General features: G+C 72.6%; 23 protein-coding genes. 16 read left to right on the top strand and 7 right to left on the bottom strand.

What is annotated here, in order from left to right; all coding sequences use genetic code 11:
- The first annotated feature begins 25 nt into the window (after nucleotides 1–25).
- The 3 genes from ABD785_RS18315 (at nucleotide 26) to ABD785_RS18305 (ending at nucleotide 4227) form a co-directional block, all read left to right on the top strand.
- Nucleotides 26–1642, top strand: coding sequence for an AMP-binding protein (locus ABD785_RS18315; RefSeq protein ID WP_344829533.1), 1617 nt, complete (start codon nucleotides 26–28; stop codon nucleotides 1640–1642).
- A 79-nt stretch (nucleotides 1643–1721) separates the two neighbouring features.
- On the top strand, nucleotides 1722–2252 hold the full coding sequence (locus tag ABD785_RS18310) for a copper resistance CopC family protein (RefSeq protein WP_344829531.1): 531 nt from the start codon (nucleotides 1722–1724) through the stop codon (nucleotides 2250–2252).
- The gene (locus tag ABD785_RS18305; protein ID WP_344829530.1) at nucleotides 2245–4227 is read left to right on the top strand and encodes a bifunctional copper resistance protein CopD/cytochrome c oxidase assembly protein; all 1983 of its coding nucleotides are present in this window, start codon (nucleotides 2245–2247) and stop codon (nucleotides 4225–4227) included. Before ABD785_RS18310 ends, ABD785_RS18305 begins: the two co-directional genes overlap by 8 nt.
- On the opposite strand, the gene ABD785_RS18300 is transcribed toward ABD785_RS18305, so the two are convergent.
- Together ABD785_RS18300 and ABD785_RS18295 are read right to left on the bottom strand one after the other, a co-directional pair.
- Nucleotides 4211–4867, bottom strand: a complete 657-nt coding sequence (locus ABD785_RS18300) for a response regulator transcription factor (RefSeq protein WP_344829529.1) — start codon at nucleotides 4865–4867, stop codon at nucleotides 4211–4213. The two genes, ABD785_RS18305 and ABD785_RS18300, sit on opposite strands and share 17 nt — an antisense overlap.
- Nucleotides 4867–6102: a sensor histidine kinase gene (locus tag ABD785_RS18295; RefSeq protein WP_344829527.1), complete on the bottom strand. Its 1236-nt coding sequence runs from the start codon at nucleotides 6100–6102 to the stop codon at nucleotides 4867–4869. The genes ABD785_RS18300 and ABD785_RS18295 overlap by 1 nt, the downstream gene beginning before the upstream one ends.
- 327 nt (nucleotides 6103–6429) lie before the next feature.
- Here ABD785_RS18295 and ABD785_RS18290 point away from each other — a divergent pair, with 327 nt between their 5' ends.
- Nucleotides 6430–6882 (top strand): GtrA domain-containing protein, encoded by a 453-nt coding sequence (locus ABD785_RS18290; RefSeq protein ID WP_344829525.1) that lies wholly within the window; start codon nucleotides 6430–6432, stop codon nucleotides 6880–6882.
- Between the two features lie 74 nt (nucleotides 6883–6956).
- On the opposite strand, the gene ABD785_RS18285 is transcribed toward ABD785_RS18290, so the two are convergent.
- Nucleotides 6957–8252, bottom strand: coding sequence for a helix-turn-helix domain-containing protein (locus ABD785_RS18285; protein ID WP_344829523.1), 1296 nt, complete (start codon nucleotides 8250–8252; stop codon nucleotides 6957–6959).
- Between the two features lie 163 nt (nucleotides 8253–8415).
- Nucleotides 8416–9915 carry a PucR family transcriptional regulator gene (locus ABD785_RS18280; RefSeq protein WP_344829521.1) on the bottom strand — a complete coding sequence of 500 codons (1500 nt, stop codon included), beginning with the start codon at nucleotides 9913–9915 and terminating at the stop codon, nucleotides 8416–8418.
- A gap of 55 nt (nucleotides 9916–9970) precedes the next feature.
- On the opposite strand from ABD785_RS18280, the gene ABD785_RS18275 reads away from it, so the two are divergent.
- The 3 genes from ABD785_RS18275 to ABD785_RS18265 all read left to right on the top strand — a co-directional run bounded on the left by ABD785_RS18275 (nucleotide 9971) and on the right by ABD785_RS18265 (nucleotide 13508).
- On the top strand, nucleotides 9971–10282 hold the full coding sequence (locus tag ABD785_RS18275; RefSeq protein WP_344829518.1) for a hydroxyisourate hydrolase: 312 nt from the start codon (nucleotides 9971–9973) through the stop codon (nucleotides 10280–10282).
- Between the two features lie 34 nt (nucleotides 10283–10316).
- Nucleotides 10317–11708 (top strand): NCS2 family permease, encoded by a 1392-nt coding sequence (locus ABD785_RS18270; RefSeq protein WP_344829517.1) that lies wholly within the window; start codon nucleotides 10317–10319, stop codon nucleotides 11706–11708.
- Nucleotides 11709–12023: 315 nt separating this feature from the next.
- On the top strand, nucleotides 12024–13508 hold the full coding sequence (locus ABD785_RS18265; protein WP_344829515.1) for a serine/threonine-protein kinase: 1485 nt from the start codon (nucleotides 12024–12026) through the stop codon (nucleotides 13506–13508).
- Between the two features lie 71 nt (nucleotides 13509–13579).
- Here ABD785_RS18265 and ABD785_RS18260 read toward each other — a convergent pair whose 3' ends face one another.
- Together ABD785_RS18260 and ABD785_RS18255 are read right to left on the bottom strand one after the other, a co-directional pair.
- Nucleotides 13580–14035, bottom strand: coding sequence for an iron chaperone (locus ABD785_RS18260; RefSeq protein WP_344829512.1), 456 nt, complete (start codon nucleotides 14033–14035; stop codon nucleotides 13580–13582).
- 44 nt (nucleotides 14036–14079) lie between these two features.
- The gene (locus ABD785_RS18255; protein WP_344829511.1) at nucleotides 14080–14535 is read right to left on the bottom strand and encodes a carboxymuconolactone decarboxylase family protein; all 456 of its coding nucleotides are present in this window, start codon (nucleotides 14533–14535) and stop codon (nucleotides 14080–14082) included.
- A gap of 185 nt (nucleotides 14536–14720) precedes the next feature.
- Here ABD785_RS18255 and ABD785_RS18250 point away from each other — a divergent pair, with 185 nt between their 5' ends.
- The 6 genes from ABD785_RS18250 to ABD785_RS18225 all read left to right on the top strand — a co-directional run bounded on the left by ABD785_RS18250 (nucleotide 14721) and on the right by ABD785_RS18225 (nucleotide 20698).
- A complete protein-coding gene (locus ABD785_RS18250; RefSeq protein WP_344829509.1) occupies nucleotides 14721–17189 on the top strand; it encodes an ATP-binding protein in 2469 nt (822 codons plus the stop codon).
- The gene (locus ABD785_RS18245) at nucleotides 17186–17629 is read left to right on the top strand and encodes a hypothetical protein (RefSeq protein WP_344829508.1); all 444 of its coding nucleotides are present in this window, start codon (nucleotides 17186–17188) and stop codon (nucleotides 17627–17629) included. The genes ABD785_RS18250 and ABD785_RS18245 overlap by 4 nt, the downstream gene beginning before the upstream one ends.
- A gap of 87 nt (nucleotides 17630–17716) precedes the next feature.
- Entirely contained in the window at nucleotides 17717–18532 is an 816-nt protein-coding gene (locus ABD785_RS18240; protein WP_344829506.1) for a dioxygenase family protein, read from the top strand.
- A 96-nt stretch (nucleotides 18533–18628) separates the two neighbouring features.
- Nucleotides 18629–19273, top strand: coding sequence for a fasciclin domain-containing protein (locus ABD785_RS18235; protein ID WP_344829504.1), 645 nt, complete (start codon nucleotides 18629–18631; stop codon nucleotides 19271–19273).
- A 142-nt stretch (nucleotides 19274–19415) separates the two neighbouring features.
- Nucleotides 19416–19988 (top strand): ECF RNA polymerase sigma factor SigK, encoded by a 573-nt coding sequence (gene sigK / locus ABD785_RS18230; RefSeq protein ID WP_425547792.1) that lies wholly within the window; start codon nucleotides 19416–19418, stop codon nucleotides 19986–19988.
- Complete coding sequence (locus ABD785_RS18225) at nucleotides 19985–20698, top strand: anti-sigma factor (protein ID WP_344829502.1); 714 nt, start codon at nucleotides 19985–19987, stop codon at nucleotides 20696–20698. Before sigK ends, ABD785_RS18225 begins: the two co-directional genes overlap by 4 nt.
- Here ABD785_RS18225 and ABD785_RS18220 read toward each other — a convergent pair whose 3' ends face one another.
- Entirely contained in the window at nucleotides 20699–21232 is a 534-nt protein-coding gene (locus ABD785_RS18220) for a sigma factor (protein WP_344829500.1), read from the bottom strand. It abuts the gene before it with no gap.
- 188 nt (nucleotides 21233–21420) lie between these two features.
- Here ABD785_RS18220 and ABD785_RS18215 point away from each other — a divergent pair, with 188 nt between their 5' ends.
- The 3 genes from ABD785_RS18215 to ABD785_RS18205 all read left to right on the top strand — a co-directional run bounded on the left by ABD785_RS18215 (nucleotide 21421) and on the right by ABD785_RS18205 (nucleotide 25644).
- Complete coding sequence (locus ABD785_RS18215) at nucleotides 21421–22827, top strand: DUF4331 domain-containing protein (RefSeq protein ID WP_344829498.1); 1407 nt, start codon at nucleotides 21421–21423, stop codon at nucleotides 22825–22827.
- Nucleotides 22828–22891: 64 nt separating this feature from the next.
- Nucleotides 22892–24163, top strand: coding sequence for a tetratricopeptide repeat protein (locus ABD785_RS18210; RefSeq protein ID WP_344829495.1), 1272 nt, complete (start codon nucleotides 22892–22894; stop codon nucleotides 24161–24163).
- Entirely contained in the window at nucleotides 24160–25644 is a 1485-nt protein-coding gene (locus ABD785_RS18205; protein ID WP_344829493.1) for a nickel/cobalt transporter, read from the top strand. Before ABD785_RS18210 ends, ABD785_RS18205 begins: the two co-directional genes overlap by 4 nt.
- Nucleotides 25645–25656 lie beyond the last annotated feature (12 nt).

The raw sequence follows: 25656 nt of genomic DNA, 5'->3' as shown, positions 1-25656 counted from the left end.
CGCAAGCAAGCGTACGCTTGGTCGAGTGGAGACCTTCGCGAAGCTCTTGCTGGCCCGGGCCGACGACGACCGGCCCGGGCTGCTGTTCGAGGACGAGTCCTGCACCTGGGCCGAGGTCGTGCGGAAGGCACGCGAACGGGCCCCGCTGATCCGCTCGCTGTCCGGCGGCCCCGCGCGGCCGGGGAACCGCGCCGCCCACATCGGGGTGCTGCTCGACAACGTCCCCGAGTACGTGTTCTGGCTCGCGGCGGCGGCGCTGGAGGGCGCCGTGATCGTCGGGATCAACCCGACCCGCCGGGGCGCCGAGCTGGCGGCCGACATCCGGCACACCGACTGCGACCTGGTCGTCACCGACGCCGCGCTGGAACCGCTCCTGGCCGAGGCGGACGTCCCCCGGCTGATCGTCGGCACCGACGGCTACGCCGAGGCCCTGCGGGACGCCCCGCGCGGCACCGGGACCGTCCCCTCCCCCGCCGACCGTCTCCTGCTGCTGTTCACCTCGGGCTCGACCGGGGCGCCGAAGGCCGTCAGCTGCTCCCAGGGACGGCTGGCCGTGATCGCGGAGATGGGCGGGACCTTCGGGATCACCCGGGACTCGGTGACCTACGTCGCGATGCCCCTCTGCCACGGCAACTCGATCATGGCGAACCTGGCGATGGCCGTCCGGGCGGGGGCCACGGTCGTGCTGCGGCGCAGGTTCAGCGCCTCGGAGTTCGCCGCCGACGTCCGCCGCCACGGCGTCACCTACTTCAACTACGTCGGCCGGGCCCTGGCCTACATCCTGGCCGCCGGGCACGCCGACCCCGGCTGCACCCTGGAGGCGGCGTTCGGAACCGAGGCGAGCGCGCAGGACCGGCGGGCGTTCGGGGAGCGGTTCGGCTGCTCGGTCGTCGAGGGCTACGGTTCCAGCGAGGGCTCGATCGCGATCCGCCGCACCCCGCAGACCCCGCCGGACGCCCTGGGCGTGGCCCAGCACGGCGTCGAGATCCTCGTGATCGACCCCGAGACCGGCCGGGAGTGCCCGCGTGCGGTCTTCGACGAGGGCGGCCGCATGCTGAACCCGTCGGCGATCGGCGAGCTGGTCGGCCTGAACAGCTCCTTCGAGGGCTACTACAACAACCCGGCGGCCGACGCCGAACGGCTCCAGGACGGCAATTACCACTCCGGCGACCTCGGCTACCGGGACGAGGCCGGGTTCTACTACTTCGCCGGGCGCGGCGGGGACTGGCTGCGGGTGGACTCGGAGAACTTCGCCGCGGCGCCCGTCGAGCGGATCCTGTCGCGGTGGGAGCCGGTGGTGATGTGCGCGGTCCATCCCGTCCCCGACGCCCGCACCGGCGACCAGGTGATGGCCGCCCTCGAGCTCGGCGGCCCCTTCGACCCGGACGCCTTCGCCGCGTTCCTGTCCGCCCAGCGCGATCTCGGCACCAAGTGGGCGCCCCGCTTCGTCCGGATCATCGGGCGGATGCCGCTCACGGCCACCAACAAGGTCGACAAGAAGCCCCTGCGCGCCGCCGGGTGGACCACCGGCGACCCCGTCTGGTGGCGGCCGGGACGTGAGCTCCGCTACATCCCCTTCGAAGATCACCACAGGCTCCGCGCCGAGTTCCGGGAGCACGGCAGGGAGAACCTGCTGCCCTGAAATGCCCGGCCGCGAACAGATCACGGCCCGGGGTCAATAAGGTTGTTGGGTCACCCGGCCCCGACGCGTAAGAAGACCCATGACTGCACGACGGTTCGCCCTGCCCCTCGCCGTGGCGTTCGCGCCGCTCCTCCTCGCCGCCCCCGCCTCGGCGCACACCGAGCTGACCGGCAGCACCCCGGGGAACGGGGCGACCCTCGCCTCGGCGCCCGCCCGGATCGCCCTGACCTTCAACGAGAACCTCCGCGCGGGGCTCGTGAAGATCAAGATCATGGGCGCCAACGACGAGACCTGGCAGCGGGGCAAGCCCGCCGTCCAGGGCAACAAGGTCGACCAGCCCGTCATGCCCGATCTTCCCAACGGGGCCTACACCGTCGGCTACCGGGTCGTCTCCGAGGACGGCCACCCGGTCACCGGGACCCTCGAGTTCACGGTGAACAAGACCTCCACCGCCCCCGCCGGGACGGCCGACGCCCCCGAGGCGTCCGCGACGCCCGTGGCGAGCGCCTCCTCCGAGGGCGGGGCGATGCGCTGGCTGATGGTCGGGGCGGGCATCGCCGCCGGCATCGGCATCGGCATCGTCTTCTCGATGCGGCGCAGGCGTGGCTAGGGCGTACAGGGCGGCCGCGGCCGTCGCGCTGGCGGCCCTCGCGGGACTGCTGGCGGCGCTGTGGGCCGGCGGGGCGGCCAGTGAGAAGGTCATCCCGGGGATCTCCGACGCCGGCCGGCTCGTCCGCTGGGGCCTGCCGCTGAGCCGGACCCTGATGGACCTCGGCGCGGCCGTCACCCTCGGCTGCCTGGTCATGGCCGTGCTGCTGCTCCCCCTGGTCAAGGGCGGGCTGAGCGCGGCGAGCGAGAAGTACCTGCACGCCGCCTCCTGGGCCGCGGCGGTCTGGGCGGCGGGCGCGGCCGGCACCCTGGTCCTGACGGTCGCCGACATCCTCGGCGTCCCGATCCTGACCGTCCTGCAGGGCAACGAGCTGTCGAGCTACGTGGGCCAGCTCCCGCAGGGCACCGGCCTGCTGATCGTCATCCTGCTGGTCGTGGTCGTGGCCCTGCTGTCCAGGACCATCACCTCCCCCGCCTCGGCGATCGGCGTCCTGGTCCTGGCCTTCGCGGCGCTGCTGCCGCCCGCCCTGACCGGCCATTCGGCGGCCTCGGCCAACCACAACGTCGCGGTGATCGGCCTGGCGCTGCACCTGGCGGCCGTCGTGCCGTGGGTCGGCGGGCTGGCCGTCCTCACCTGGCACGCCCTGACCAAGGAGCGCCTGCTCGACACCGCCGCCGAGCGCTTCAGCCGGCTGGCGGTGTGGTGCTTCGCGGTCACCGGGCTCAGCGGGCTGGCCAACACGATCTCCCGGATCCCCGACCCGCTCCAGCTCTTCGACTCCGACTACGGGCGGCTGATCCTGGCGAAGATCGTCGCGTTCGCCGTCCTCGGCTGGTTCGGCTGGCAGCATCGGGAGCGGACCATCCCGCTGATCCGGGCGAAGAAGCCGCTGGCCTTCACGCGTCTCGCGGTCGTCGAGGCCGCGATCATGGCCGCGACGATGGGCGTCGCGGTGGCGCTGTCGCGGACCGCCGCCCCCGCGCCCTCACTGCCCGAGTCCAGCATCAAGGCGCTGATCGGCTACGAGATGCCGCCGCCCGTGACCGCGCTGCGGCTGGTGTCGCTGTGGCGGCTCGACCTGTTCTTCCTGGCGCTCGTGCTGGCCCTGGGCGGCTTCTACGTCGCGGGCGTCGTGCGGCTGCGCCGCCGGGGCGACAAGTGGCCCTGGGGCAGGCTCGCCGCCTGGATCGCCGGGCTGCTGTCGATCGTCGCGGTGACGATGACAGGCGTCGCGACCTATGCTCCGCTGCTGTTCAGCGTGCACATGAGCCAGCACATGACCCTGGCGATGATGTCGCCGATCTTCCTGGTGCTGGGCGCCCCCATGACGCTCGCGCTCCGGGCGCTCAGGCCCGCGGCCGTCAAGGGCGACAACGGGCCGCGCGAGTGGCTCGTCATGGCCCTGCACAGCCGGTTCGTCAAGGTCGTCTCGCACCCGCTGGTCGCCACGGCGCTGTTCATCGGCAGCACCTACGCCCTGTACTTCAGCCCGGCCTTCGAGTGGATGATGCGCAACCACCTGGGCCACATCTTCATGCTGATGCACTTCCTGGTGACGGGCTTCCTCTACTACTGGGTGATCATCGGCGTCGATCCGGCGCCCCGGCAGCTCCCCTACGTGGCCAAACTGCTCCTGCTGTTCGTCACGATGCCCTTCCACGCCTTCTTCGGCATCGCGCTGATGAACATGGGCGAGCCGATCGCGCCCGGCTGGTACGACGCCGTCCATCCGCCGTGGGCGGTCGGCCAGGTCCACGACCTGCAGACCGGCGGCGCGATCGCCTGGGGCTTCGGCGAGATCCCGACCTTCGTCGTGCTCCTGGCGATCGTCTTCCAGTGGGCGATGGCCGACACGCGCCGGTCCCGCCGCGAGGACCGCAAGGCCGTCCTGGACGACGACAAGGAGCTCGCGGCCTACAACGCCATGCTCGCCAAGCTCGGCAGGAAGCCCGGCGAGGCTACTTCGGCTGAATGAAGCCCGACTCGTAGGCGAAGATCACGGCCTGGGTGCGGTCGCGGGCGCCCAGCTTGGCCAGGAGGTTGCCCACGTGGGTCTTGACCGTCTGGAGGCTGACGAACAGGGTCTCGCCGATCTCGGCGTTGGACAGGCCCGTCGACATCAGGCGCAGGACCTCGGCCTCGCGGTCGGTGAGCTGGCCGTGCCACCGCGGGGCCCGGCCCGCGCTCGCCACCTGGTCCTGGCGGGCGGCGGCCAGCGCCCTGATCGCGGCCGGGAACAGCAGGATGTCGCCCTGGACGACCATCCGGATGGCCTGGAGGATCTCCTCGGGGCGTGAGCGCTTCAGCAGGAACCCGCTGGCGCCCGCGCGCAGCGCGTCGTAGACGTAGTCGTCGTTCTCGAAGGTCGTCACCACGAGGATCTTGGGCGGCTCGGGCTGGCGCTCCAGGATGTTGCGGGTGGCCTGGATGCCGTCGACGCCGGGCATCCGGACGTCCATGAGGACCACGTCGGGACGGAGCCGGGCGATCTCCGACTGGGCCTGCGCGCCGTCGGCGGCCTCTCCGACGACGTCCAGGTCGGGTTCGGCAGCGACGATGGCCCGCAGGCCCGCCCGGATCAGCTGCTCGTCGTCGACGATCATCACGGTGGTCATCAGGTGGTTCCTCTAGTGATCGGGATGGTGACGCTGACGCGCCAGAGGTCGGCTTCGGGCCCCGCCCACATCCGGCCGCGCAGCACCGAGACGCGTTCCTGCAGGCCGTTGAGGCCGCGGCCGCCCAGCCCCCGGGAGCCCGGCAGCGCGGGACCGCGCGGATTGGTGAGGTCGAGTTCCAGCTCGGCGGTCCTGGCCGCCAGCCGCAGGCTCACCGGGACGTGCCCGGCGTGCTTGGCCACGTTGGTGAGGCCCTCCTGGACGATCCGGTAGGCCTCGCGGGAGACCGCCGCGGGGATGCGTTCCAGGTCGCCCTCGCAGTCGACCGTGATCGGCAGCCCGGTGTTGCCGAGCAGCTCGTCCAGGTCCTTGAGGGTCCGCTGCGGGGTCCTGCGGCTCCGCTCCTCCTCCCGGAGGAGGCCGAGGACGTGGTCGAGGTCCTCCAGGGCCGTCCGCGCCGACTCCTCGATCGCGCCGAGCGCCTGCTTGGCGAACTGCGGGTCCTGGTCGAGGACGCGGGCCGCGGCGCTGGCCTGGACGGTCACGATGCTCAGGGCGTGGCCGACGGAGTCGTGCAGCTCGCGGGCCAGCCTGTTGCGCTCGGCGAGGGCGTCGGCGCGGCGCTCGACGGCCTCGATGCGCTCCTGGGCGGAGGGCCCGAGGGCGTGCGGGGCCAGCCGGGCGGCGATCTTGCCGAGCAGCACGGTCCCGTACAGGAAGCCCAGCGTCAGCAGGACGCCGCCCACGGGCAGCAGCCAGACCCAGTGGCTGTTGGTGATCGGCGCGAGATCGCCCCGCTCGGCCGCCGGACGCTCGTGGAACGGCACCACGAAGGTCCAGATGGCCACGCTGGGCGCGCCGATGCAGGCGATCCCGTAGGCGGCGCCGGTGATCACATGGGCGGCGAACCAGGCGGCGGCCTTGGCCCTGGCCGGCCACGACCGGTCCTCGCCCAGCACCTCGGGGGCCCCGACGAGCTCCTTGGTGAAGGCGCCCTCCAGCGCCCTGACGACCGGGAACAGCCCGGCGAGCACGAGCATCACCACGAAGCCGGCGATCCCCAGCATGATCAGGAGCGCGAGGGTCCAGCCGTGGTGGGCGCCGTTGTTGCCGAACAGGCTCAGGAAGGCCACGTACAGGACCAGGAACGGGATGAAGATCGCTCCGCCGACCACCAGGAAGGAGAAGCGACGCCAGGTCGTCCCCGAGATGAGCGGTCGAAGCAGTCGTTTCACGCTTCAATCCTGACATCCAGGATGAAGATCTTTGTCCCCCGCAGGTACTGATCGACCTCCCGAAACTCCTCCTCCCGTGGGAGTGACCTAAGAGACAGGAACCTGTTCTATAAAGGAGGACGTCGCAGGCGTAACGTCCGAGTCAAGGGAAGGACGTGATCGCCCATGGGACAGCCGGAAATGTCAGTGCCCATCGCTAATCTGGACACTATGAACGGTTGGGCGGTTTCCCCGGGTCTGTACCCCCTCATCCCCGCATCCTCCTGCCAAGCCGTCTGTCAGTGGCTCGCAAGCGGTCTGTCAGCGCGACAGGCGAAAGTCAAGGACATGAAGACGACCGAGACCCCCGGCCCCATCGCCTCCTTCATCCGTTTCGTGGTGTGCGGCGGCGGCGTGACCGTGCTGTCGAGCATCGTCCTCGTCCAGCTCGAGGCGAGGATGAGCCTCCTGCTCGCCAACGCCCTCATCACCGTCGTCGGCACCCTGCTCGCCAACGAGCTGCACAGCCGGATCAGCTTCGGCAGCGACCGCCGCGGCTGGCGGATGCATCTCGAGTCGACCGCCACCGCGTTCGCGGCCTGGCTGGTCACCTCGGTGGCGATGCTGACCCTGCACCATCTGTCCGCCCACCCGGCCGTGCTCCTCGAGCAGGCGGTCTACCTGACCGCTTCGGGCGTCGCGGGACTCGGCCGCTTCCTCACCCTCCGCCTGGTCGTGTTCGCCAAGAAGAGCAGCCCGCTGGAGCCCCCGGTCCGCGAAGAGGTCGTCCTCGCGGCCTGATCCCCGGCAGGACCCCCGGCCCCGTCCGATGACGGGGCCGTCGTGCTGTCCGGGTCCGGGCGCGCCGTGACCGGTCAGAGGCCGACGCAGACCAGGGCGCGGCGGTAGGCGTCGCGGCGGTGCTCCTCGTCGCCGGTCTCGCCCATCAGCTCGGCCAGGTCGAACCAGGCCTGGGCGGCGTCGCGGGTGGCCTCCATGTCCTCCAGGCAGGTCGCCGCCCGGGACAGGACCTCGATGGCCTCTCCGCGGGCACCGAGCCTGACGTAGGCCTCGCCGAGGACCGTCAGGGCCCAGGCGGAGGTGCGGCGGGGAGCGTCCCCCAGCAGGGTGAGGGCCTGGTTGGCGAGGTTCACGGCCTCGCCGGGGTTGCCGAGCATGGTCTCGGCGCGGGCCAGCTCGGTCAGGCACCAGGCGGTGTCGACCTCCCCCGCGGCGTTGCTGGCGATCTCCGACTTGGCCTTGAGCAGGATGTCGCGGGCGCGGACGGCCTCGCCCGGGCGGGCTCGCAGCAGCAGCGAGGCGTAGGCCAGCTTGAGCCGGGACAGGTTGCGCGGGTCCTCGTCCTCGCCCAGCAGCGACAGGGCGCGCTCGGCGAGCGCGACGCCGCGCTCGTACTCCCCGCGCATCTCCGCCACGTAGGCGGCCTCCCAGTAGGCGGCGATCCTGGCCTGGACGGTGCCGATCCGCTCGGCCCGCGAGACCAGGTCGTCGGCGAGCTGACCCGCCCTGACCAGGTCGCCGCGCTCGATGCAGCAGCCCAGCAGGGTGGCGCCCAGATGGACCGCCGCCTCCGACAGCTCGCCGCCGGCGATCGACAGCCGGCGCAGCGCGTCCTCGGCGACCTGGACGCCCGCGCTGGTGTCGCCGCGCTCGCGCAGGCACCGGCTCAGCGCGACATGGGCGCGCGTCCAGTGGTCGCGGTCGTATTCGAGGCTGGCGCCGCCGGCGATGTCGCGCAGCTCGGCGATGGCCTCCTCCAGGCTGCCGCTGGCCTCCAGGGCCAGGGCGTGGCCCCAGCGGGCCTGCCGCAGCATGTCGGGCAGCGCGATCGCGTCGGAGTGCTCCAGCACCTCGGCGAAACGGGCGCGGGCCTCGGTCGCCGCGCCGTTCTGCAGGGCGATCTCGGCGTACTCCAGGGTGACGCGCAGCTCGTCGACGATGTCCTCGCTGACGCCGCTGACGAGGTAGGTCGGCGAGCAGTTCAGCTTGCGGGCGAGCAGGTCGATGACCGACGGGGCGGGAACGCGCTTGTCGGACTCGATCAGTGAGATGTAGCTGTCGGAGAGCTCGGGGAAGGCGAGCTGGGCCTGGCTGATGCCCTGTTTGATGCGGAGGTTCCTGATGCGGTCTCCGAGAGTCTCTTGACTCATCTCCACTCGTCCCTCTTAACTATGTGTCATGCCCCGAATGCACAAGGTCATTGCTTTTCTGGCGATGGCCGGAGTCCTCCTCCTCGCACCACCGTCCGCCCACGCCGAACCGGCAGGAATCGGGCCACGCGTGCACTGCTGCTGATTCTCGCCGATCAGGGGCCTACAGCGCGCGGAGAGCGAGGAAAAAGTCGACCCGGTCTTCGAGAGTCGACAGGTCGCGCCCCGTCAGCTCCTCGATCCTGCGGATCCGGTAGCGCAACGTGTTGACGTGGAGGTGGAGCTGGGCCGCGCAGCGGTTCCACGAGCCGGAGTTCTCCAGGAACGCCGAGAGCGTCCGGACCAGGTCCGAGTGGTGCTCGAGGTCGTAGTCCTGGAGCGGGCCCAGCAGACGGTCCCGGAAGGACCTGCGGACGCCGTCGGGCACGGTCGCCAGCAGCAGCGCGTGGGAGTGGATCTCGTCACTCGTCACGACGTGGGCGCGGCCGCCCCGGCGCGCCCCGGCCAGCCTGCGGGTGTGCCGGGCCTCCTCGACCGCCCCGAACAGCAGGGACGGACCGACCGCGGGCGCGCTCACCCCGACCGTCAGCCGCTCCTTGGTCAGGGCCGGTTCGAGCAGGACGGCCGCGTCGCGCAGGCCCCCTACCAGGGCGGCGACGTCCTCCGCCGCCACCACCGTGACGGCCTCCCCCTCCGGCCCCGCGACGGCCGCAGCGCCGGGCAGCATCTCCTCCAGCACCTCGACGCCGTCGCTGCCCGCGAGCTGGAGCGCCACCGCCACGTACGGCTTGGCGGGCTCGAGCCCGCAGGTCCGCATCCGCGCCGCGACCTCGGCGGGCTCGGTGACGACCTGGTCCAGCAGCTCGGCGACCAGCCGCCGCTCGACCTTGCGGCCCTCCTCCAGCCGCGCCCGCTCCAGCGCCGCGAGCGCCGCCAGCTCGTAGGCCGACTCCCTGACCTCCTCCGGGACGTCCACGAGCTCTCCCGCGCAGACCAGGAACCAGCCCGCGACCCGGTGCCCGGCCCGGGTGTTGATCGGCAGCAGCGTGTACGGCCCGTCGACGACCGCGGGCAGGCGTTCGGCGGTCAGGTAGTCGGCGGCCAGCCGCCGCGCCTCGGGCAGGCCCTCGCCGGGGCCGACCACGATCCGCCCGGTCGGCGACAGCACCCAGCAGCCCCGGCCCAGCTCGGCCCGGGTCAGGGCGAACACCTCGGCGAGCCCCGACCCCTCGGCCACCGAGGAGATCAGCCGCCGGTGCCGTCCGAGGACGGTCGCGAGCCCGGCCGCCCGCTCGGCCGTGAGCCTCCGGGTGACGATCTCACTGATCGTCCCGAAGGAGACGTCCCCGGCGACCTCGATGAGCGGCAGCCCCCGCCGGCGGCACGCCTCCAATACCGCCTCGGGGATCTCGTCGTGGATCGACAGCCCCACTCCCAGGGCGGCGGCCCCGGCGTTCACCAGATCATCGACCAGCGCCTCGGGATCCTGCCGCAGCCCCGGCCCGATCAGCCCGGTGAGCACCAGCTCGTTGCCCGACAGGTACCGCCCCGTCTCCACCAGCTCGGTCAGGTACACCCACCGGATCGGCCGGTCGAGCGCCTGCTCCCCCGTCCGCAGCCGCAGCCGCAACTCCCCGATGTCCAGAAGCTCCCGTAGTCGCACCCCCCAACGGTATCCCCAACCGTTTGGAGAATCATCCAAGGGATAATCGGATCCCATGAACATCACCACCCGCATCATCGACACCACCACCGGGCGCGGCGCGGCCGGGATGCCCGTCCGCCTCGACCGGTACGACGGGACGGCCTGGGAGCCCGTGAACGAGGGGGAAACGGACGCCGACGGACGCTTCGAGGGCGCCGAGACCGTGTCCGGAACCCACCGCCTCCGGTTCGGGACGGGCCCCTACTTCACCGCGGGAACCTGCTTCCCCGAGCTTCAAGTGATCTTTCAGCTGGCCGTAGGACCTGCCGAAATGCGGGTGGATGTGGCCCCGTACGCCTATTCCGCCCGGCTGGAGGGACGATAATTTTGGGGAGCTTAATTTCGGGGAGACCTAAAACATGTCCAGAGTGGATGAGTACTTCGAGCTGTCCGGGCGCCGGACGACCGTGGCGCGCGAGGTACGGGGCGGGCTGACCACGTTCGTGGCGATGGCCTACATCCTCCTGCTGAACCCGATCATCCTCGGCGGGGCCGCCGACGTGACCGGCGCGAAGCTGTCGATCCCGCAGCTGACGACCATGACGGCGCTGTCGGCGGCCGTCTCGACCATCCTCATGGGCCTGGTCGGGAACGCCCCGCTGGCCGTCGCGGCGGGCCTGGGCATCAACGCGGTGGTCGCCTACCAGGCGGCGCCGCACATGACGTGGCCGCAGGCGATGGGGCTCGTCGTCCTCGAGGGCCTGATCATCATCCTGCTGTCGCTGACGGGCGTCCGGGAGCGGATCATGGCGGCGATCCCGCAGCCGCTGAAGTACGCGATCACCGCGGGCATCGGCTGCTTCATCGCCCTCATCGGCCTGGTCGACGCGGGCTTCGTCAGCAAGGGCGGCGGCACGGTCCTCACCCTCGGCACCGACGGGCGTCTCACGGGCTGGCCGATCGTGGTGTTCGTGGCGACCCTGCTGCTGATGTTCGTGCTCTACGTGCGCCGGGTGCCCGGGGCGATCCTCATCAGCATCATCGCGGGCACCGTGTTCGCGGTGATCCTGGACAACGCCGCGACGATCCCGGCCAAGAGCTGGGGCGTGATCGTGCCGACCGTCCCGGACACGTTCGTGTCCACCCCGGACTTCGGCCTGTTCGGCGAGGTCGACCTGTTCGGCGGGTTCGCCCGAGCGGGCGCCGTCACGGCCCTGGTGATCCTGTTCACCCTGGTCCTGTCCGGCTTCTTCGACGCCATGGGCACCATCGTCGGGCTGTCGGAGGAGGCGGGCATCGTCCGCGAGGACGGTTCGATCCCCCGCCTCGGCCGCATCCTGTCCATGGACGGCCTGTGCGCGGCCCTGGGCGGCGTCACCAGTTCCTCGGCCAACACGGTCTTCGTCGAGTCCGCCGCGGGCATCGGCGAGGGCGCCCGCACCGGCCTCGCCAACATCGTGACCGGCCTGCTCTTCTCCGCCACCCTCTTCTTCGCCCCGCTGGCCGGCATGGTCCCCTCCCAGGCCGCGGCCCCCGCCCTCATCATCGTCGGCGCCCTCATGATGAGCCAGGTAGCCAAGATCGACTGGTCCGACCCCGAACTCACCATCCCGGTCTTCGTCACCATCGTCACGATGCCGTTCACCTACTCCATCACCGCCGGGATCGGCAGCGGCATCATCTCCTATGTGGTCGTCGTGCTGGCCCTGGGCCGTGCGCGCAAGCTGAATCCCGCCGTCTGGGTCATCGTCGCCCTCTTCGTCGTCTACTTCTGCATCGATCCCATCGAGCAGCTCTTCGGCATCTCCTAGGACCGTGTTTAGTGCCTTCACCTAAAGCGGGACCGAACGTCACCGGTGGTGTCGGGGCGGGGTCAGAACGGCGGTGATGGTCTTGGCAGGGCGGGGCGGGCGGGGGGCTTCGTCCGTGTCGTGGCTGTTCGAGGGGGTCTTTCCGTTGCCCGGGCGGGCAGGGGGCCGGGATCGGGGAGGGCGGGGCGGGTGCGTTTCTTTGGGCGCGACCAGGGGGAAACGTGTTCGTTTTGATGGGGAATGTGGGGCTGGGGCTGTTGTGGGCGCTATCTTGTGCACGTAAAGCAGGGCATGCGGATGGGACGGGCGCCTTCCATGTCATTTGATGACTCGACGTCTCATGAGGACTCGACGCGGTTGTCGTTCGCCGGGCGGTACCGGCTGGAGCGGCCCGTCGGCAGCGGGCGCGCGTCGACGGTGTGGCGGGCGTGGGACCAGACACTCGACCGGATCGTCGCGGTCAAGGTGGTGAGCGTCGCGCAGCTGCCCGACGCGCGGTCGCAGGCGCGGCTGCTGGAGCAGGCGCGGGTGGCGGCCTCGCTGGCGCATCCGGGGCTTCCGGCGATCTTCGACTTCGGCGAGGCCTCGGTGCCCGGTGGCGCCGACACGCCGTTCGTCGTCATGGAGTACCTCGAGGGTGAGAGCCTGGCCGAACGGCTGGCGCGCGGCCCGCTGGACCGCGAGCAGGCGGCGCGCGTCTGCGGCGACGTGGCCAACGCGCTGGCGATCGCGCACGACGCCGGCCTCGTCCACGAGCGGGTGTCCCCTTCGAAGATCTTCCTGGCCGGGGACGGTGTCCGCCTGCTCGGCCTGGGCACCGGCCTGCCGCACGACGAGGACCGCTCGCCGGCGTCGTCCGTCTACTCCGCGGCGGAGCAGATCGCGGGCCGGGAGGTCACCGGGGCCGCCGACGTTTTCGCCTTGGGCGTCATCCTGGCGGAGGCCCTCACGGGACGGCTGCCGGGCGAGGACCCGGCCCACGCCGATCTTCCGGACGGCGTCCGGCAGCTGTGCGCCCGGTGCTGGGCGGAGGACCCGCGCGACCGCCCGGGCGCCGCGGAGATGGCCACGATCCTCTCGGCACCCGACGCCACTCCCCTGCCCGCCTTCGGGACGGTCCCCGAGCCGCCCCAGCAGCAGGTGGAACTGGCCAAGGCCGTCCCGCGCCGGTCGCGGCGCAGGCCCGCGCCGCGCGGGCAGCGGCTGCGCCGGGCCGCGATGGCCGCGCTTCCCGTCGCCCTCATCATCCTGCTCGTCGGCGCCAGCCAGTTCGTCATCGACGGCTCCGGCGCGACGACCGAGCGTCCCTTCGCCGCCCCGACCGAGGGCCCCGACGCCTTCAGTCCCGACCCCGATCCGCTGCCCACCAAGCGGCCCTCCCCTTCGGCCACCTCCGCCGGGCCGAAACCGGAACCGGCGGCTCCCGGCCAGATCACCGTCTCCCCCACTCCGACGAAGACGGCGACCCCCACGCCCACCCCGACCCCGACGCCCACCCCGACGCAGATCCCGCCGCCACCGTCCCGGCTCACCCCCGACCAGGCGCTGGGCCTGTCCCTGCAGTCCATCGCCGACGGCCGGGCGAACGGCGAGATCCGGCCCGACGTCGCCCGCGACCTCGAGAACGTCATCTGGAACCTGCAGCGCGACCTGTCCAGGGACGAGCGGGTCCATCTGTCGCGCCGCATCCGGGAGATCCTCTACAAGGTCTACCAGCGCGCCGAGGAGGGCTCCCTCTCCCAGGCCCGCGCCCAGCACCTGAACGCCCTGCTCGGTCCCTTCGTGCGCCGCAGGAACTGAGAACGCCCGAAGGCCGGGTGGACCGGGAGCCGGATCTCCCGGCCTTCCCGGCCGTCGCTGGTGGTGCGGGATCAGCTCGCCGCCCGCCGGACGAGCTCGGTGATCCTCGCCTCGGTGGCGGGGGTGAGCTCGGTGAGGGCGAAGGCGGTCGGCCACATCGTGCCGTCGTCGAGGGCGGCGGGGTCGTTGAAGCCGAGGGTGGCGTACCTGGCCTTGAACTTCTGGGCGCTCTGGAAGAAGCAGAGGACCTTGCCGTCCCTGGCGTAGGCGGGCATGCCGTACCAGAGCTTCGGGACGAGGTGCGGGGCGGCGGCCCGGATGATCTCGTGGAGGCGGGCGCCGATCGCCCGGTCCTCCTCGGTCATCTCGGCGAGCTTCGCCTGGATGTCCTGTTCCCCGTCGGCCTTGGCCCTGGCGGGGGTCCGGCGCGCGGCGGTCCTGAGCTCCCTGGCGTGCTCCTTCATGGCGGCGCGCTCGTCGTCGCTGAAGCCGTCGAACTTCGTGGCGGTCTCGCTGGCTGCGGTCATGGCTGCTCTCCTCGGTGTCGTTCTCGGCGGCCGGGCGGGGAGGTTCAGCCCCAGGCCCCGGCGATCTGGCGGGTGGTGGCGTTGAGGCGGTTGAACATGTTGGTGACGCCGATCATCAGGACGATCGCTGCGAGCTGCTTCTCGTCGAAGTAGGTGGCGGCGGTGTCCCAGATCTCGTCGCTCACGGCGTCGGGACGGTCGGCGAGGCGCGTCGCGGCCTCGGCCAGGGCCAGGGCGGCCCGCTCCTCGTCGGAGAAGTAGGGCGCCTCGCGCCAGGCGACGACCGTGGCCAGCCGCTCGTCGCTCACGCCGGCCTTGCGGGCGGTCTTGGCGCCGCCGTCGACGCAGGCGCTGCATCCGTTGATCTGGCTGACGCGCAGGTGCACCAGTTCGAGGATCTCCCCCGACGCGCCGCCGCTGTGCACGGCCTTGAAGATCTCCTGGATGGGCTGCATGGCGCCGGACAGGACGACGGCGGGGTTCTGCATACGAGCCTGCATTGTGGTTTCTCCCTCTTTGTTCCGTTTCCCCCGTTCCTCCGGGGGTGTGACTCCATAACAGCCCGAAGAGGCCTAACATGACGACGGCGATGGGACGCTCTGGGACAGATGAGACGGCCCTGAGCTGCGGCGGAGCGGCACGAAGAACTTCCGCCGCGACGGGACAGGAGACGGGGGCGGTCATCGTGAAGCAGGCGGCGGGAGATCCTCAGGACGAGCTGGCGGCGCGGCTGCGGCTGCTGCACGAGCTGTCCGGGCTGGGGGTCAGGGCACTGGCGCGCGACACCGGGCTCAGCTCGTCGTCGCTGTCGCGCTATCTCAGCGGCCAGACCGTCCCGCCGTGGCCGGCCGTGATCGCGCTCTGCCGTCTGGTCAAGCGCGACCCTCGCCCGCTGCGCCCGCTGTGGGAACGCTCCTCCTGCCAGCTTCCCGCGCCGCCGAAGACCAGCCGCCAGGTCCAGCCGCCCGTGCCGCCCGCGGGGGCGCCCCGGCCGCCGCGCAACGACCTGCCGCGCGACGTCCCCGACTTCACCGGGCGCGAGGAACAGCTCGCCGCCGTGCTCGCCGCCGTGGAGGGCGGCCGCGTCGTCACCATCGACGGCATGGCGGGCGTCGGGAAGACCTGCCTGGCCGTGCACGCCGCGCACCGGCTGACCGACGCCTACCCCGACGCCCAGCTCTACGTCGACCTGCACGGCTTCACCGCGGGACGCGACCCGCTCGGCGCCGATCCCGCGCTGCGCACCCTGCTCGCCGCCCTCGACGTGCCGTCGGAGAAGATCCCGCAGGAGGGCGGCATCGAGCCGCTGGCCGCGTGCTGGCGTTCGGAACTGGCCGCCAGGAGGGCCGTCGTGGTCCTCGACAACGCCGCGGACGCCGAGCAGGTCCGCCCGCTGCTCCCCGGCGCCGGGGAGTCCGTCGCCCTCATCACCAGCCGCAACCGGCTGATGGGCCTGGACGAGGTCCCGCCGGTCTCGCTCGAGGTGCTGACCCCGCGGGAGAGCGCCGACCTGCTGGCCCGCGCCAGCGGCGACCCTGCGGACGGCGGCAGGCTCGCCCGCGACCCGGAGGCGGCGGCCGAGGTGCTGCGGCTCTGCGGCCACTTGCCGCTGGCGCTGCGGCTGGCCGGGGCTCGGCTGCGGCACCGTCCGGGCTGGACGGCCGGCATCCTCGTCGAGCGGCTGGCCGAGGGCGCCACCGAGTTCGACACGGCGTTCGCCATGTCGGTGCGGCAGCTCGACCGGGCGCGGCACCGCTTCTTCCGGTTGCTGGGCCTGCTGCCCGGCTCGACCTTCGACGAGTACGTGGCGGCGGCGCTGGCCGACGTCCCGCTGCGCGGCGCCCGGGCGATGCTGGAGGACCTGCTGGACGCCCATCTCGTCCAGCAGCCCGCGGCGGGCCGCTACCGGCTGCACGACCTGGTGCACCAGCACGCGCGCAGGACCGCCACCGAGCAGGACCCGCCGGCGGAGCTGGAGCAGGCCGTGCGCCGGGTCCTCGACTACTACCTGCACACCGCGGCGGCGGCCGACGCGGCGATGTCCTACCTGGCGCCGGTCCGGCCGGTCTCCGCGGGACGCCGGCCGGCCGACCTGCCGGGCTTCCCCGGCAAGCACCAGGCCCTCTTCTGGTTCGTCACCGAGTACGCCAACCTGATGGCCGTGTTCGAGACCGCGGTCGCGACCGGCGCCGACGCCCACGTGTGCGAGCTGCCGCGGTTCATGCGGGCCTTCTTCGCCCGGCGCTGCGGCACGACGCACCTCAACGTCCTGTTCGAGCGCTCGCTGGTCGCCGCGCAGCGCCTGGACGATCCGCTCCAGCTCGCCGAGGCCCACAGCGATCTGGGCTTCGCCCGCTACAACGCGGGACGGATGGCCGAGGCGGGAGCCGCCTACGAGGCGGCCGCCCCGCTGGTGTCCCGGTCGGGCGACGCCAGGTCCGCGGCGGAGCTGACGATGCGCCGCGGCTACCTGCGCTGGGACGAGGGCCATGTCGAGGAGCCGCTCGACCTCTTCCGGCGGGCGGGCCGGCTCTACGCCGACGCCGGCTGCCCGGCGGGGACCGCGCACGCGACGGCCTACGAGGCCTGGGCGATGCTCCAGCTCGGGCACCACGAGGAGGCGGCGCGGCTGGCCCGGGAGGCCCTGGCCCTCCCGCACGCCGACCCGGCCTGGCCGCCGACGCTGACGGCCCGCATCACCCTGGGCGTGGCGATCGCCCACGAGGCTCCCGACGAGGCGATCGGGCATCTGGAACGGGCGCTGGAGCTGGCCCGCGAGGACGGTCACCGGCACAACGAGGCGTGGGGCCTCAACTGCCTGGGCGTCGCGCTGCGGCGGATCGGCCGGCACGAGGAGGCGCTCGACAGCCACCGCCGGGCGTTCGCCCTGCTGGACGAGCTGTTCGAGGAGCACTGGAAGATCCACTTCCTGGACGGCTACGCCGAGACCTGCCGGCTGGCGGGCCTGCCGGACGAGGCGCTGCGGCTGCACCGGCAGGCGCTGGAGCTGGCCCCGAAGCTGGGCTTCCGGTACGCCGAGGCCCTGGCGCACGAGGGGATCGCGGCCGTCCTGGAGGACGGCGACCCGGCCGCCGCCGAGGAGCACCGCGCGTCCGGCCGGGCCATCCTGAGCGAGCTCACCCCGGCCGGATGACGGACCGGGACCCGGCCGGGGCGACCGGATACGACGGGCTCTCCTCCCGCGAGGTGCCGGAGGCGGACCTCGAGGCGTTCCTGCGGGACTGCTTCCCCACGGCGGGGAACCGCCTGCTCGTCGCCCGCGACGACCGCCTCCGGGAGCGGCTGAGCGGGGTTCCGGACGAGGCGGTGTTCTCCGTCTTCTGCACCTGCCGCCGGGTCGGCGGCGACTTCGCGCTCTCCTTCGACGTCGGCGTCGAGGGGCGCCTGCACGCCCTGCTCGGCCGGGCGGAGTTCGCCCGGCGCTTCGCCGCCCGGTTCGGCGCCGTCGTCCTGTACGGCGACGACGAGCCGCCCGGCCTGTGGAGCGTCGTCCTCCCCGACGGCACCCGCCTGCTGCGCGGGCTCGACCAGGACGGCGACCGTTTCACCCTGACCGGCGGCCCGCTCCCCTGACCGGCGGTTCACAGGGCGCGTTCATCGCATTCTCAGGACGGTGGCCCACCCTGGAGGCCGGAGACGGACACCTACACGGAGGCGACGGTGCGGGAGCAGCGGGACGAGCACGACCGGGGACTGGCCTACGACCTGGGCACGGTGATGGGGCGGCGCGGGATGCTGGGCCTGGTCGGCGGCGCCCTGCTCGCGGGGGCCGTCGGCTGCGGCGGAGACCGGGACGCGCCCGCCTCCCGCGCCACGGCGGGCACGGGCACCGCGGGCACGGCCTCTCCGGCCGCCGCCGCGGCCGGAGAGATCCCCGACGAGACCGCGGGCCCCTATCCCGGCGACGGCTCCAACGGCCCGAACGTGCTCACGCAGAGCGGGATCGTGCGCAGTGACATCCGCAGGAGCTTCGGATCGGCCTCCGGGACGGCCGGAGGAGTCCCCCTGACGATCGAGCTGACCCTGGCCGACGGCGGAGAACCCCTCGCGGGAGCGGCCGTCTACCTGTGGCACTGCGACCGTGAGGGCCGCTACTCCCTCTACTCCGAGGGCGTGACCGGCGAGAACTACCTGCGCGGCGTCCAGGAGGCCGACGCGCGGGGCGTGGTCACCTTCACCAGCGTCTTCCCCGCCGCCTATTCGGGTCGCTGGCCGCACGTCCACTTCGAGATCTACTCCGGTCTCGCCGACGCGACCAAGGCCGCGACGCCCGTCAAGACCACGCAGCTCGCCTTCCCCGAGGCCCCCTGCGAGGCCGTCTACGCCACCGCGGGCTACGAGCGGAGCGTCGGCAACCTCGCGGCCACCTCCCTGGAGTCCGACATGGTCTTCAGCGACGGCCACGACGCCCAGCTCGCGACCGTCACGGGCGATGTCTCCGCGGGCTACAAGGCCGCGCTGGCCGTCGCCCTCTGATCTCGGGACGGGTCGCCGGAGATTTCCGGCGACCCGACCAATCCACCTGGTGGACCGCTCCGAATACCAGGTGTCAGCAACACGAGGAGCAAGATCATGAATACTCAGGGTATGAAGATCAATGGCATCACCGCGGGAATGATCGCCGGTGGCCTCCTGTTCGGGCTGGCCGCGTGCGGGAACTCCGATTCCAGTGACGCCGCGACCTCGGCCGCACCGGCCGCGACCACCTCCGCCGGCCCGGACGCCACCATGTCCGGCGCGGCGGCCCAGCCCTTCGGCGACGGATGCGCCGCCGTGCCCAAGACCGGCCCCGGCAGCTTCGACGGCATGGCCGCCGACCCCGTCGCCACGGCCGCCTCGCACAATCCGGCGCTGTCGACCCTCGTCACGGCCGTCACCAAGGCCGGTCTGGGCGACACGCTGAACACGGCCCAGGACATCACGGTGTTCGCGCCCACCAACGACGCCTTCGCGAAGATCCCGAAGGCGACGCTGGCGAAGGTCCTGGCCGACAAGGAACAGCTCACCGACATCCTGACCTACCACGTGGTCCAGGGGAAGAAGACCCCCGCCGACCTGGCGTCCGGGTCGTTCAAGACCCTCCAGGGCGGCACGGTCACCACGATGGGCGGCGGCTCGGACTACACCGTCAACGGAGCGAAGGTCGTGTGCGGAAACGTCCCCACGGGGAACGCCACGGTGTACATCATCGACTCCGTCCTCATGCCGAAGGGCTGATGCCCCTCGGACGGGGTCGCGGCCGGGAGCGCCGCGGCCCCTCCCGCTCTTTCCGTGCCGCCTCCGGGCGGCGTCCGATCCAGGAGCTTGTGCAGTGAGTGAACCGCGCGGCGGCCTTTCGTGGTTCCGAGCGCGTCCGGCGGTGGTGCTGCCGGAGGCCGAGGGCGATCCGGCGTCGGCCGGGCTCGCCGACCTGCTGTCGCGTGTGGCGCGCGGCGACCGGGAGGCGTTCGAGGAGGTGTACGACCGGATCTCCGGCCCCGCCTACGGGACGGTCCTGCGCGTGATGCGGGATCCGGCCCAGGCGGAGGAGGTCGTTCAGGAGGTGCTGGTGCAGGTCTGGCAGCAGGCCTCCCGCTACGACCCGGCCAAGGGGAGCCCGATGGGCTGGGCGATGACCCTGGCGCACCGGCGCGCGGTGGACCGCGTGCGGTCCGCGCAGGCCGCCACCGACCGCGAGCTGCGGTCGGCGCGGTTCGACCGCGAGCGCGACGAGGTCGCCGAGGACGTCGAGGACCGCATGGAGCGGGAGCGGGTGAGACGCTGCATGGGCGGCCTGACCGACCTGCAACGCGAGTCGATCGGCCTGGCCTACTACTCCGGCTACACCTACCGTGAGGTGGCCGACCTGCTGCAGGTGTCGCTCGGCACGGTGAAGACACGGATGCGCGACGGGCTCATCCGGATGCGAGACTGCCTGGGGGTGGAACGATGAACGCGCACGACACCCACGGGCTGCTGGGCGCCTACGTGATGGACGCCGTCGACGATCTGGAGCGCCGGCGGTTCGAGGAGCACCTCGCCGGCTGCGAGATGTGCGCCGAGGAGCTGATCGGGCTGCGCGAGACGGCCGCCAGGCTGGCCGTCGCCGGGGCGCAGACCCCGCCGCCGGAGCTGAAGGACCGGGTCATGGCCGAGATCACCCGGACCAGGCAGCTTCCGCCGGTCCCGCGGCAGGGCTCCGTGCGCGCCCGGCGGCTGCCGCGGCCGCAGCTCCTCGTCGCGGTGGCGGCCTGCCTGGTCGCCGCGCTCGTCTTCGCGGTCGCCGGGATCCGCGGCGGAGGCTCGGACGACGGCGTCCCCGGCGACCCGATCTCCGAGATCCTCGCCGCCCCCGACGCCAGGACCAGCACAGGGACGGTCACCGGTGGGGGAACGGTCAAAGTCGTGGCCTCGCGCTCGCACGACCAGGCGGTGGTCTTCGTGGCGGGCGTCGGACCGGCGCCCGCGGCCAGGACCTACCAGCTCTGGCTGATGGGCCCGGAGGCCCCGCGCTCGGCCGGGCTGATGAAGCAGGCCACCGCCCCCGTCGTCGTCGGCGGGCTGGGCAGCGCCGACCAGGTCGGCATGACGGTCGAGAAGCGCGGCGGATCCGCGGGGCCTACCGGCCCTCCGCTGTTCGCCGTCGCCCTCCCGCCCGCCTGATCAGTCGCGGAAGAGCCAGTCCCGCATCCGGATCAGCCCGTCGCGGACGTCGAGCCTGGCCCGCCGGACCGAGACTCCGAGCAGAGGCGCGGAGTCCTCGGCCGAGCAGCCGTGCAGCGCGAGAAAGAGCGCCAGCCTCTGCCGGGCCGTGAGCCGGTCGAAATAGGCGCGAGTGCGCCGTGTCTCCGCCATTTCCCCGCGAAATGCCGGAGCGCGGCGCCTTTCCCTTTCCCGCGGATCTCCGGCGTGCCCGCGGGCGTGCCGATCGGCCACCGTGAAGACCCAGACGAGCGGATCGTCGGTTCCGGGACGGAATCCGCCGGCCGAGCGCCACACCTCCACGAGCACGTCGGAGCCGACCCGCTCGGCGGCCCCCCGGTCGCCGAGGAGCTCGACCAGCAGGCCGTGCACGGGGCCGGAGACCTGGTCGTAGAGGGCCTCGAAGGAGGTCCGGTCGCCCCTGCCGACCCGGCCGAGCAGGTCCGCCAGTTCCGCCGGGTCCGGCCGGACCGGGCCCGCCGCCGCCTCGTCCATTCAGCACCCGCCCTCCTCCGCCCCCGCGAGGCACGCACCTGGACAGCGCTCGCCACGGACGCCGAATCTGAAACAGACCCTAGGGGAAGGGACACCAATCCCGCAGGCGCCCTCCGACGAATGAGTGACGGCCCCCTTACGAAAGGGAGGTCTTCATCCGGAATACGTTCCCAAAGAAATGCGGTTCGATGCGACAGAAAGCACTAAACCGGCGCGCGGTCATCGCCGCGGCCGGAGCGGGACTCGTGGGCGCGGCGGGCCTGGTGATCGTCCTGCAGCCCGGCGCGAGCCAGGCTTCCAGCCACCGCGAGGCGCCGCTCATCGCCAACGACCCCCAGGCGGACAACACCGACCTGTACGCCTTCACGAGCCCGGACAGGCCGGACACCGTGACGCTGCTGGGGAACTGGCTCCCGTTCCAGGAGCCGAACGGAGGTCCGAACTTCTACCCCTTCGCGACCGACACCCGCTACAACATCAAGATCGACAACAACGGTGACGCGAAGGCCGACATCGTCTACCGGTGGACGTTCCGCAACGAGGACCGCCGCGGGAACGCCACGTTCCTGTACAACAACGGCCCGGTCACCTCGCTGAAGGACAAGACGCTGCTGTTCCGGCAGCACTACAGGCTCGAGCAGGTCACGGCCAGGGGCACGAAGGTCCTCGTCAGGGACGCCGTCGCCGCCCCGTCGCACACCGGCGCGGCCTCGATGCCGGACTACGCGGCGCTGCGGGCGCAGGCCGTCATCGGGATCAAGGGCGGTGCGAGGACCTTCGCCGGCCAGGCCGACGACCCGTTCTTCGCCGACCTGCGCGTGTTCGACCTGCTCTACGGGGCGAACCTGAAGGAGACCGGCCAGGACACCCTGCGCGGCTACAACGTCAACACCATCGGCCTGCAGGTGCCCAAGTCCGCGCTGGCCCTCAAGGGCAGCCCCGCACGCAACCCGGTCATCGGCGTCTGGTCGACGACCGAGCGGCGCGGCGCGGGCAAGACGGCTCCCTTCCGCCAGGTGTCGCGGCTGGGCAACCCGCTGGTCAACGAGGCCGTCGCCCCGGCCGGCCTGAAGGACGCCTTCAACCGGCTCGACCCGTCGCAGGACCACAAGGTCAAGCCGCTCGTGGCCAGGGTCACCAGCCCCGAGGTGCCGAAGCTGATCGAGAAGATCTACGGCCTCGAGGCCCCCGCCACGCCGCGGGCCGACCTGGTCGAGATCTTCCTGACCGGCATCTCCACCAAGTCAGGCCCGATCAAGGCCGACCTGAACTCCCTGCTCCTCAACAAGGACGTGAACGCCAAGACGTTCACGCCCGCGGAGATGCTGCGGCTGAACCTCGCCGTCCCGGTCACCGCGCAGCCGAAACGGCTCGGTGTCCTGGCGGGCGACCTTCAGGGCTTCCCGAACGGCCGCCGCCTGGGCGACGACGCCATCGACATCGCCGTCCAGGCGCTGGAGGGGGCCGCCCAGACCGGCAAGCTCGTCGATGCGCTGGCCGCCGGTGACGGCGTCAACGCCAACGAGTCGCCGTTCGGCGCCTCCTTCCCCTATGTGGCGCTGCCGCACAGCACCTCGGTCAACCAGGCCGGCTGAACAACGGCCTGATCCCGGGCGGGACCGGGCGATCCCGGTTCCGCCCGGTTCGGAAGGAGAAGACATGAAGGCCCTCGCCCGACGGGGAGTCCTGCTGGGGATATCGGCGGCTGTCCTGGCCGTGGGGGCCAGCGCCGTCGGCGGCGTGATCTCCGGTGTGCCGGGGTCCGGCGCCGAGCGGGCCGCCCCCACCCCGCTGACCGCGATCGACCGCTACCAGGCGACCCTGCGCGAGTCCCCCGCCGACAGCCGCACGTGGACCAGCCTGGGCTTCGCCTACCTCGAACGCGCCCGCGCCTCCCACGAACCCGGCTTCTACCCCAGGTCCGAGGGGGCGTTCGGCACCGCTCTGCGCCTGGACCCCGAGGCGTTCAACGCGATGATCGGCATGGGCGCCCTGGCCAACGCCCGCCACGAGTTCGCCCGGGCCGTCGGCTGGGCCCGGCGGGCGCAGCGGATCAGCTCCGAGACCCCGGCCCTGTACGGCGTCCTCGCCGACGCCCACACCCAGCTCGGCGACGCGGCCGCGGCCGGGGCGGCCGCGCGGCGGATGGCGGAGCTGGAGCCGGGGGTGTCGTCCTTCACCCGGCTGTCCTACGACGCCGAGCGGCGCGGTGACCGGGCCGGGGCACGCGAGCTGCTCCAGCAGGCGCTCGGCGCCGCCTACACCCCGGCCGAGCGCGCGTTCTGCCGCTACTACCTCGGCGAGCTCGCCTTCCACGCCGGGGACCTCGGCGAGGCGGGCCGCCAGTACGACCTCGGCCTCGACGCCGATCCCACCGCCGTCGCGCCCCTGCAGGGCCGCGCCAAGACCGCCGCGCTGCGCGGTGATCTCACCGGCGCGCTCCGGGCCTACCGGACGCTCACCGGGCGGGTCCCGGTCCCGCAGTACCTGCTGGAGTACGCCGAGCTGCTCACCGCCTCCGGCGACGGGGCCGGAGCGGACGCCCAGCTGGGCGTCCTGGCCGCGCTCCGCAAAGTCCAGAGCGCCAACGGGGTGGCCGACGACCTGACCTGGTCGGAGCTGGCGGCCGCCACCGGCGACCCGGCCGGCGCCCTCAGGTACGCGCGCGCCGAGTGGGACCGCCGGCGCGGCCCGATCGTGGCCGACGCCCTCGCCTGGGCGCTGCATCTCAACGGCCGCGACTCCGAGGCGCTGCCCTACGCCCGGATCGCCACGGCGTCCGGCTGGCACAACGCGCTCTTCCGCTACCACCGCTCCCGGGTGGAGGCCGCGCTCGGCGACGACGGCGCGGCCCGCCGGAGCCTGGCCCGCGCGAAGGCCGACAACCCCCGTTTCGACCCACGACTCTCCGCACTGGGCAGGATCGCATGAACCCCTTCCGCCTGGCCGCCGCCGCGCTCGTCCTGCTCGCCGGGCTCGGCGGCGCGCTCGCCACCGCGACGCCCGCCGCCGCCCATCCGCTGGGCGACTTCACCGTCAACCGCTACGACGGCCTGCGCCTGTTCCCCGACCGGCTCGAGGTCGTCTCCGTCGTCGACGAGGCCGAGATCCCGGCCCTGCAGTCCGCCCCCGGCATCGGCCCCGACCTCGGCGCCCACGCCCGCGAAGCCTGCCCGCGGATCGCCGCCGGCCTGCGCGCCACGGTCGCCGGACGGCCGCTGACCTGGACGGTCCGCGCGGCGTCGTTCCTCTACGAGAAGGGCCGGGCGGGGCTGCGGACCAGCAGGCTCACCTGCGCCCTCAGCGCCCCCGCCGATCTGACCTCGCCCGCGGAGGTCGGATTCGAGGACCGGAACGGGACCGACCGGATCGGCTGGCGTGAGATCACCGCCGTGGGCGACGGGGTCGGGATCGACCGTTCTCCCGTACCGGCCCGCTCGGTCAGCGACGAGCTGCGCTCCTACCCCTCCGATCTGCTGACGTCGCCGCTCGACCTGCGGTCCGCGCGGCTGTCGGTGGTCCCCGGTGGCGGGTTCGGCGCGGGCGCCGTGCCCGCGCTGCCCGGCGCGGGCCCCGTCACGGCCGCGGTCGGGAAGGTGACCGGGGTGTTCAACCGGCTCGCCGCCTCACCCGACCTGACGGTCAGGGTCGGGGTCGCGGCGTTCCTGCTGTCGCTCGTGCTCGGCGCGACGCACGCCGCGATGCCGGGTCACGGCAAGACGGTCATGGCCGCCTACATCGCCGGGAGGCGGGGACGTCCCCGGGACGCGCTCCTGGTGGGGGCGACCGTCACCCTCACCCACACCGCCGGGGTCCTGGTGATCGGGCTGCTGCTGTCGGTGTCGGCGGCGTTCACCGGGGAGAGCGTCCTCGGGTGGCTCGGCGTGCTGAGCGGGCTGCTGATCACCGCGGTGGGCGTCGGCCTGCTGCGCTCCGCCCGCCGGCACACCGCGCCGATCGAGGAGCCCGCCCTCGTTTCGGTGTCCGCCGGGCACGGCCATGGTCACGGTCACGGCCATGGGCATGGCCATGGGCATGGCCATGGGCACGGTCACGGGCACGGTCACGGGCACGGGCACGGGCACGGCGGTGACCGGAAGCGGTACCTGGTCGGGCTGGGGGTCGCGGGCGGTCTCGTGCCCAGCCCGTCGGCGCTGGTGGTGCTGCTCGGCGCGGTCGCCCTCGGCCGGACGGTCTTCGGCGTCGCCCTGGTCTTCGGCTACGGCCTCGGCATGGCGGCGACGCTCGTCGCGGCGGGCCTGCTGCTCCTGCGGGCCGGCGGGTCGCCCCGGCTGCGCCGCCTGGCCGCGCCGCTGGGCCGCCTGTCGGTCCGCACCCCGCTGCTCACCGCGGGCCTCGTCATCCTCGTCGGCCTGGGCCTGGCCCTGCGCAGCGCCGCCGGCACCCTCTGAGACCACGGAGTT

The sequence above is a fragment of the Actinocorallia longicatena genome (assembly GCF_039534125.1).
Taxonomy (GTDB): Bacteria; Actinomycetota; Actinomycetes; order Streptosporangiales; family Streptosporangiaceae; genus Actinocorallia; species Actinocorallia longicatena.
The sequence above is the reverse complement of the archived record's forward strand: the minus strand, read 5'-3'. Positions and strand labels throughout refer to the sequence as shown.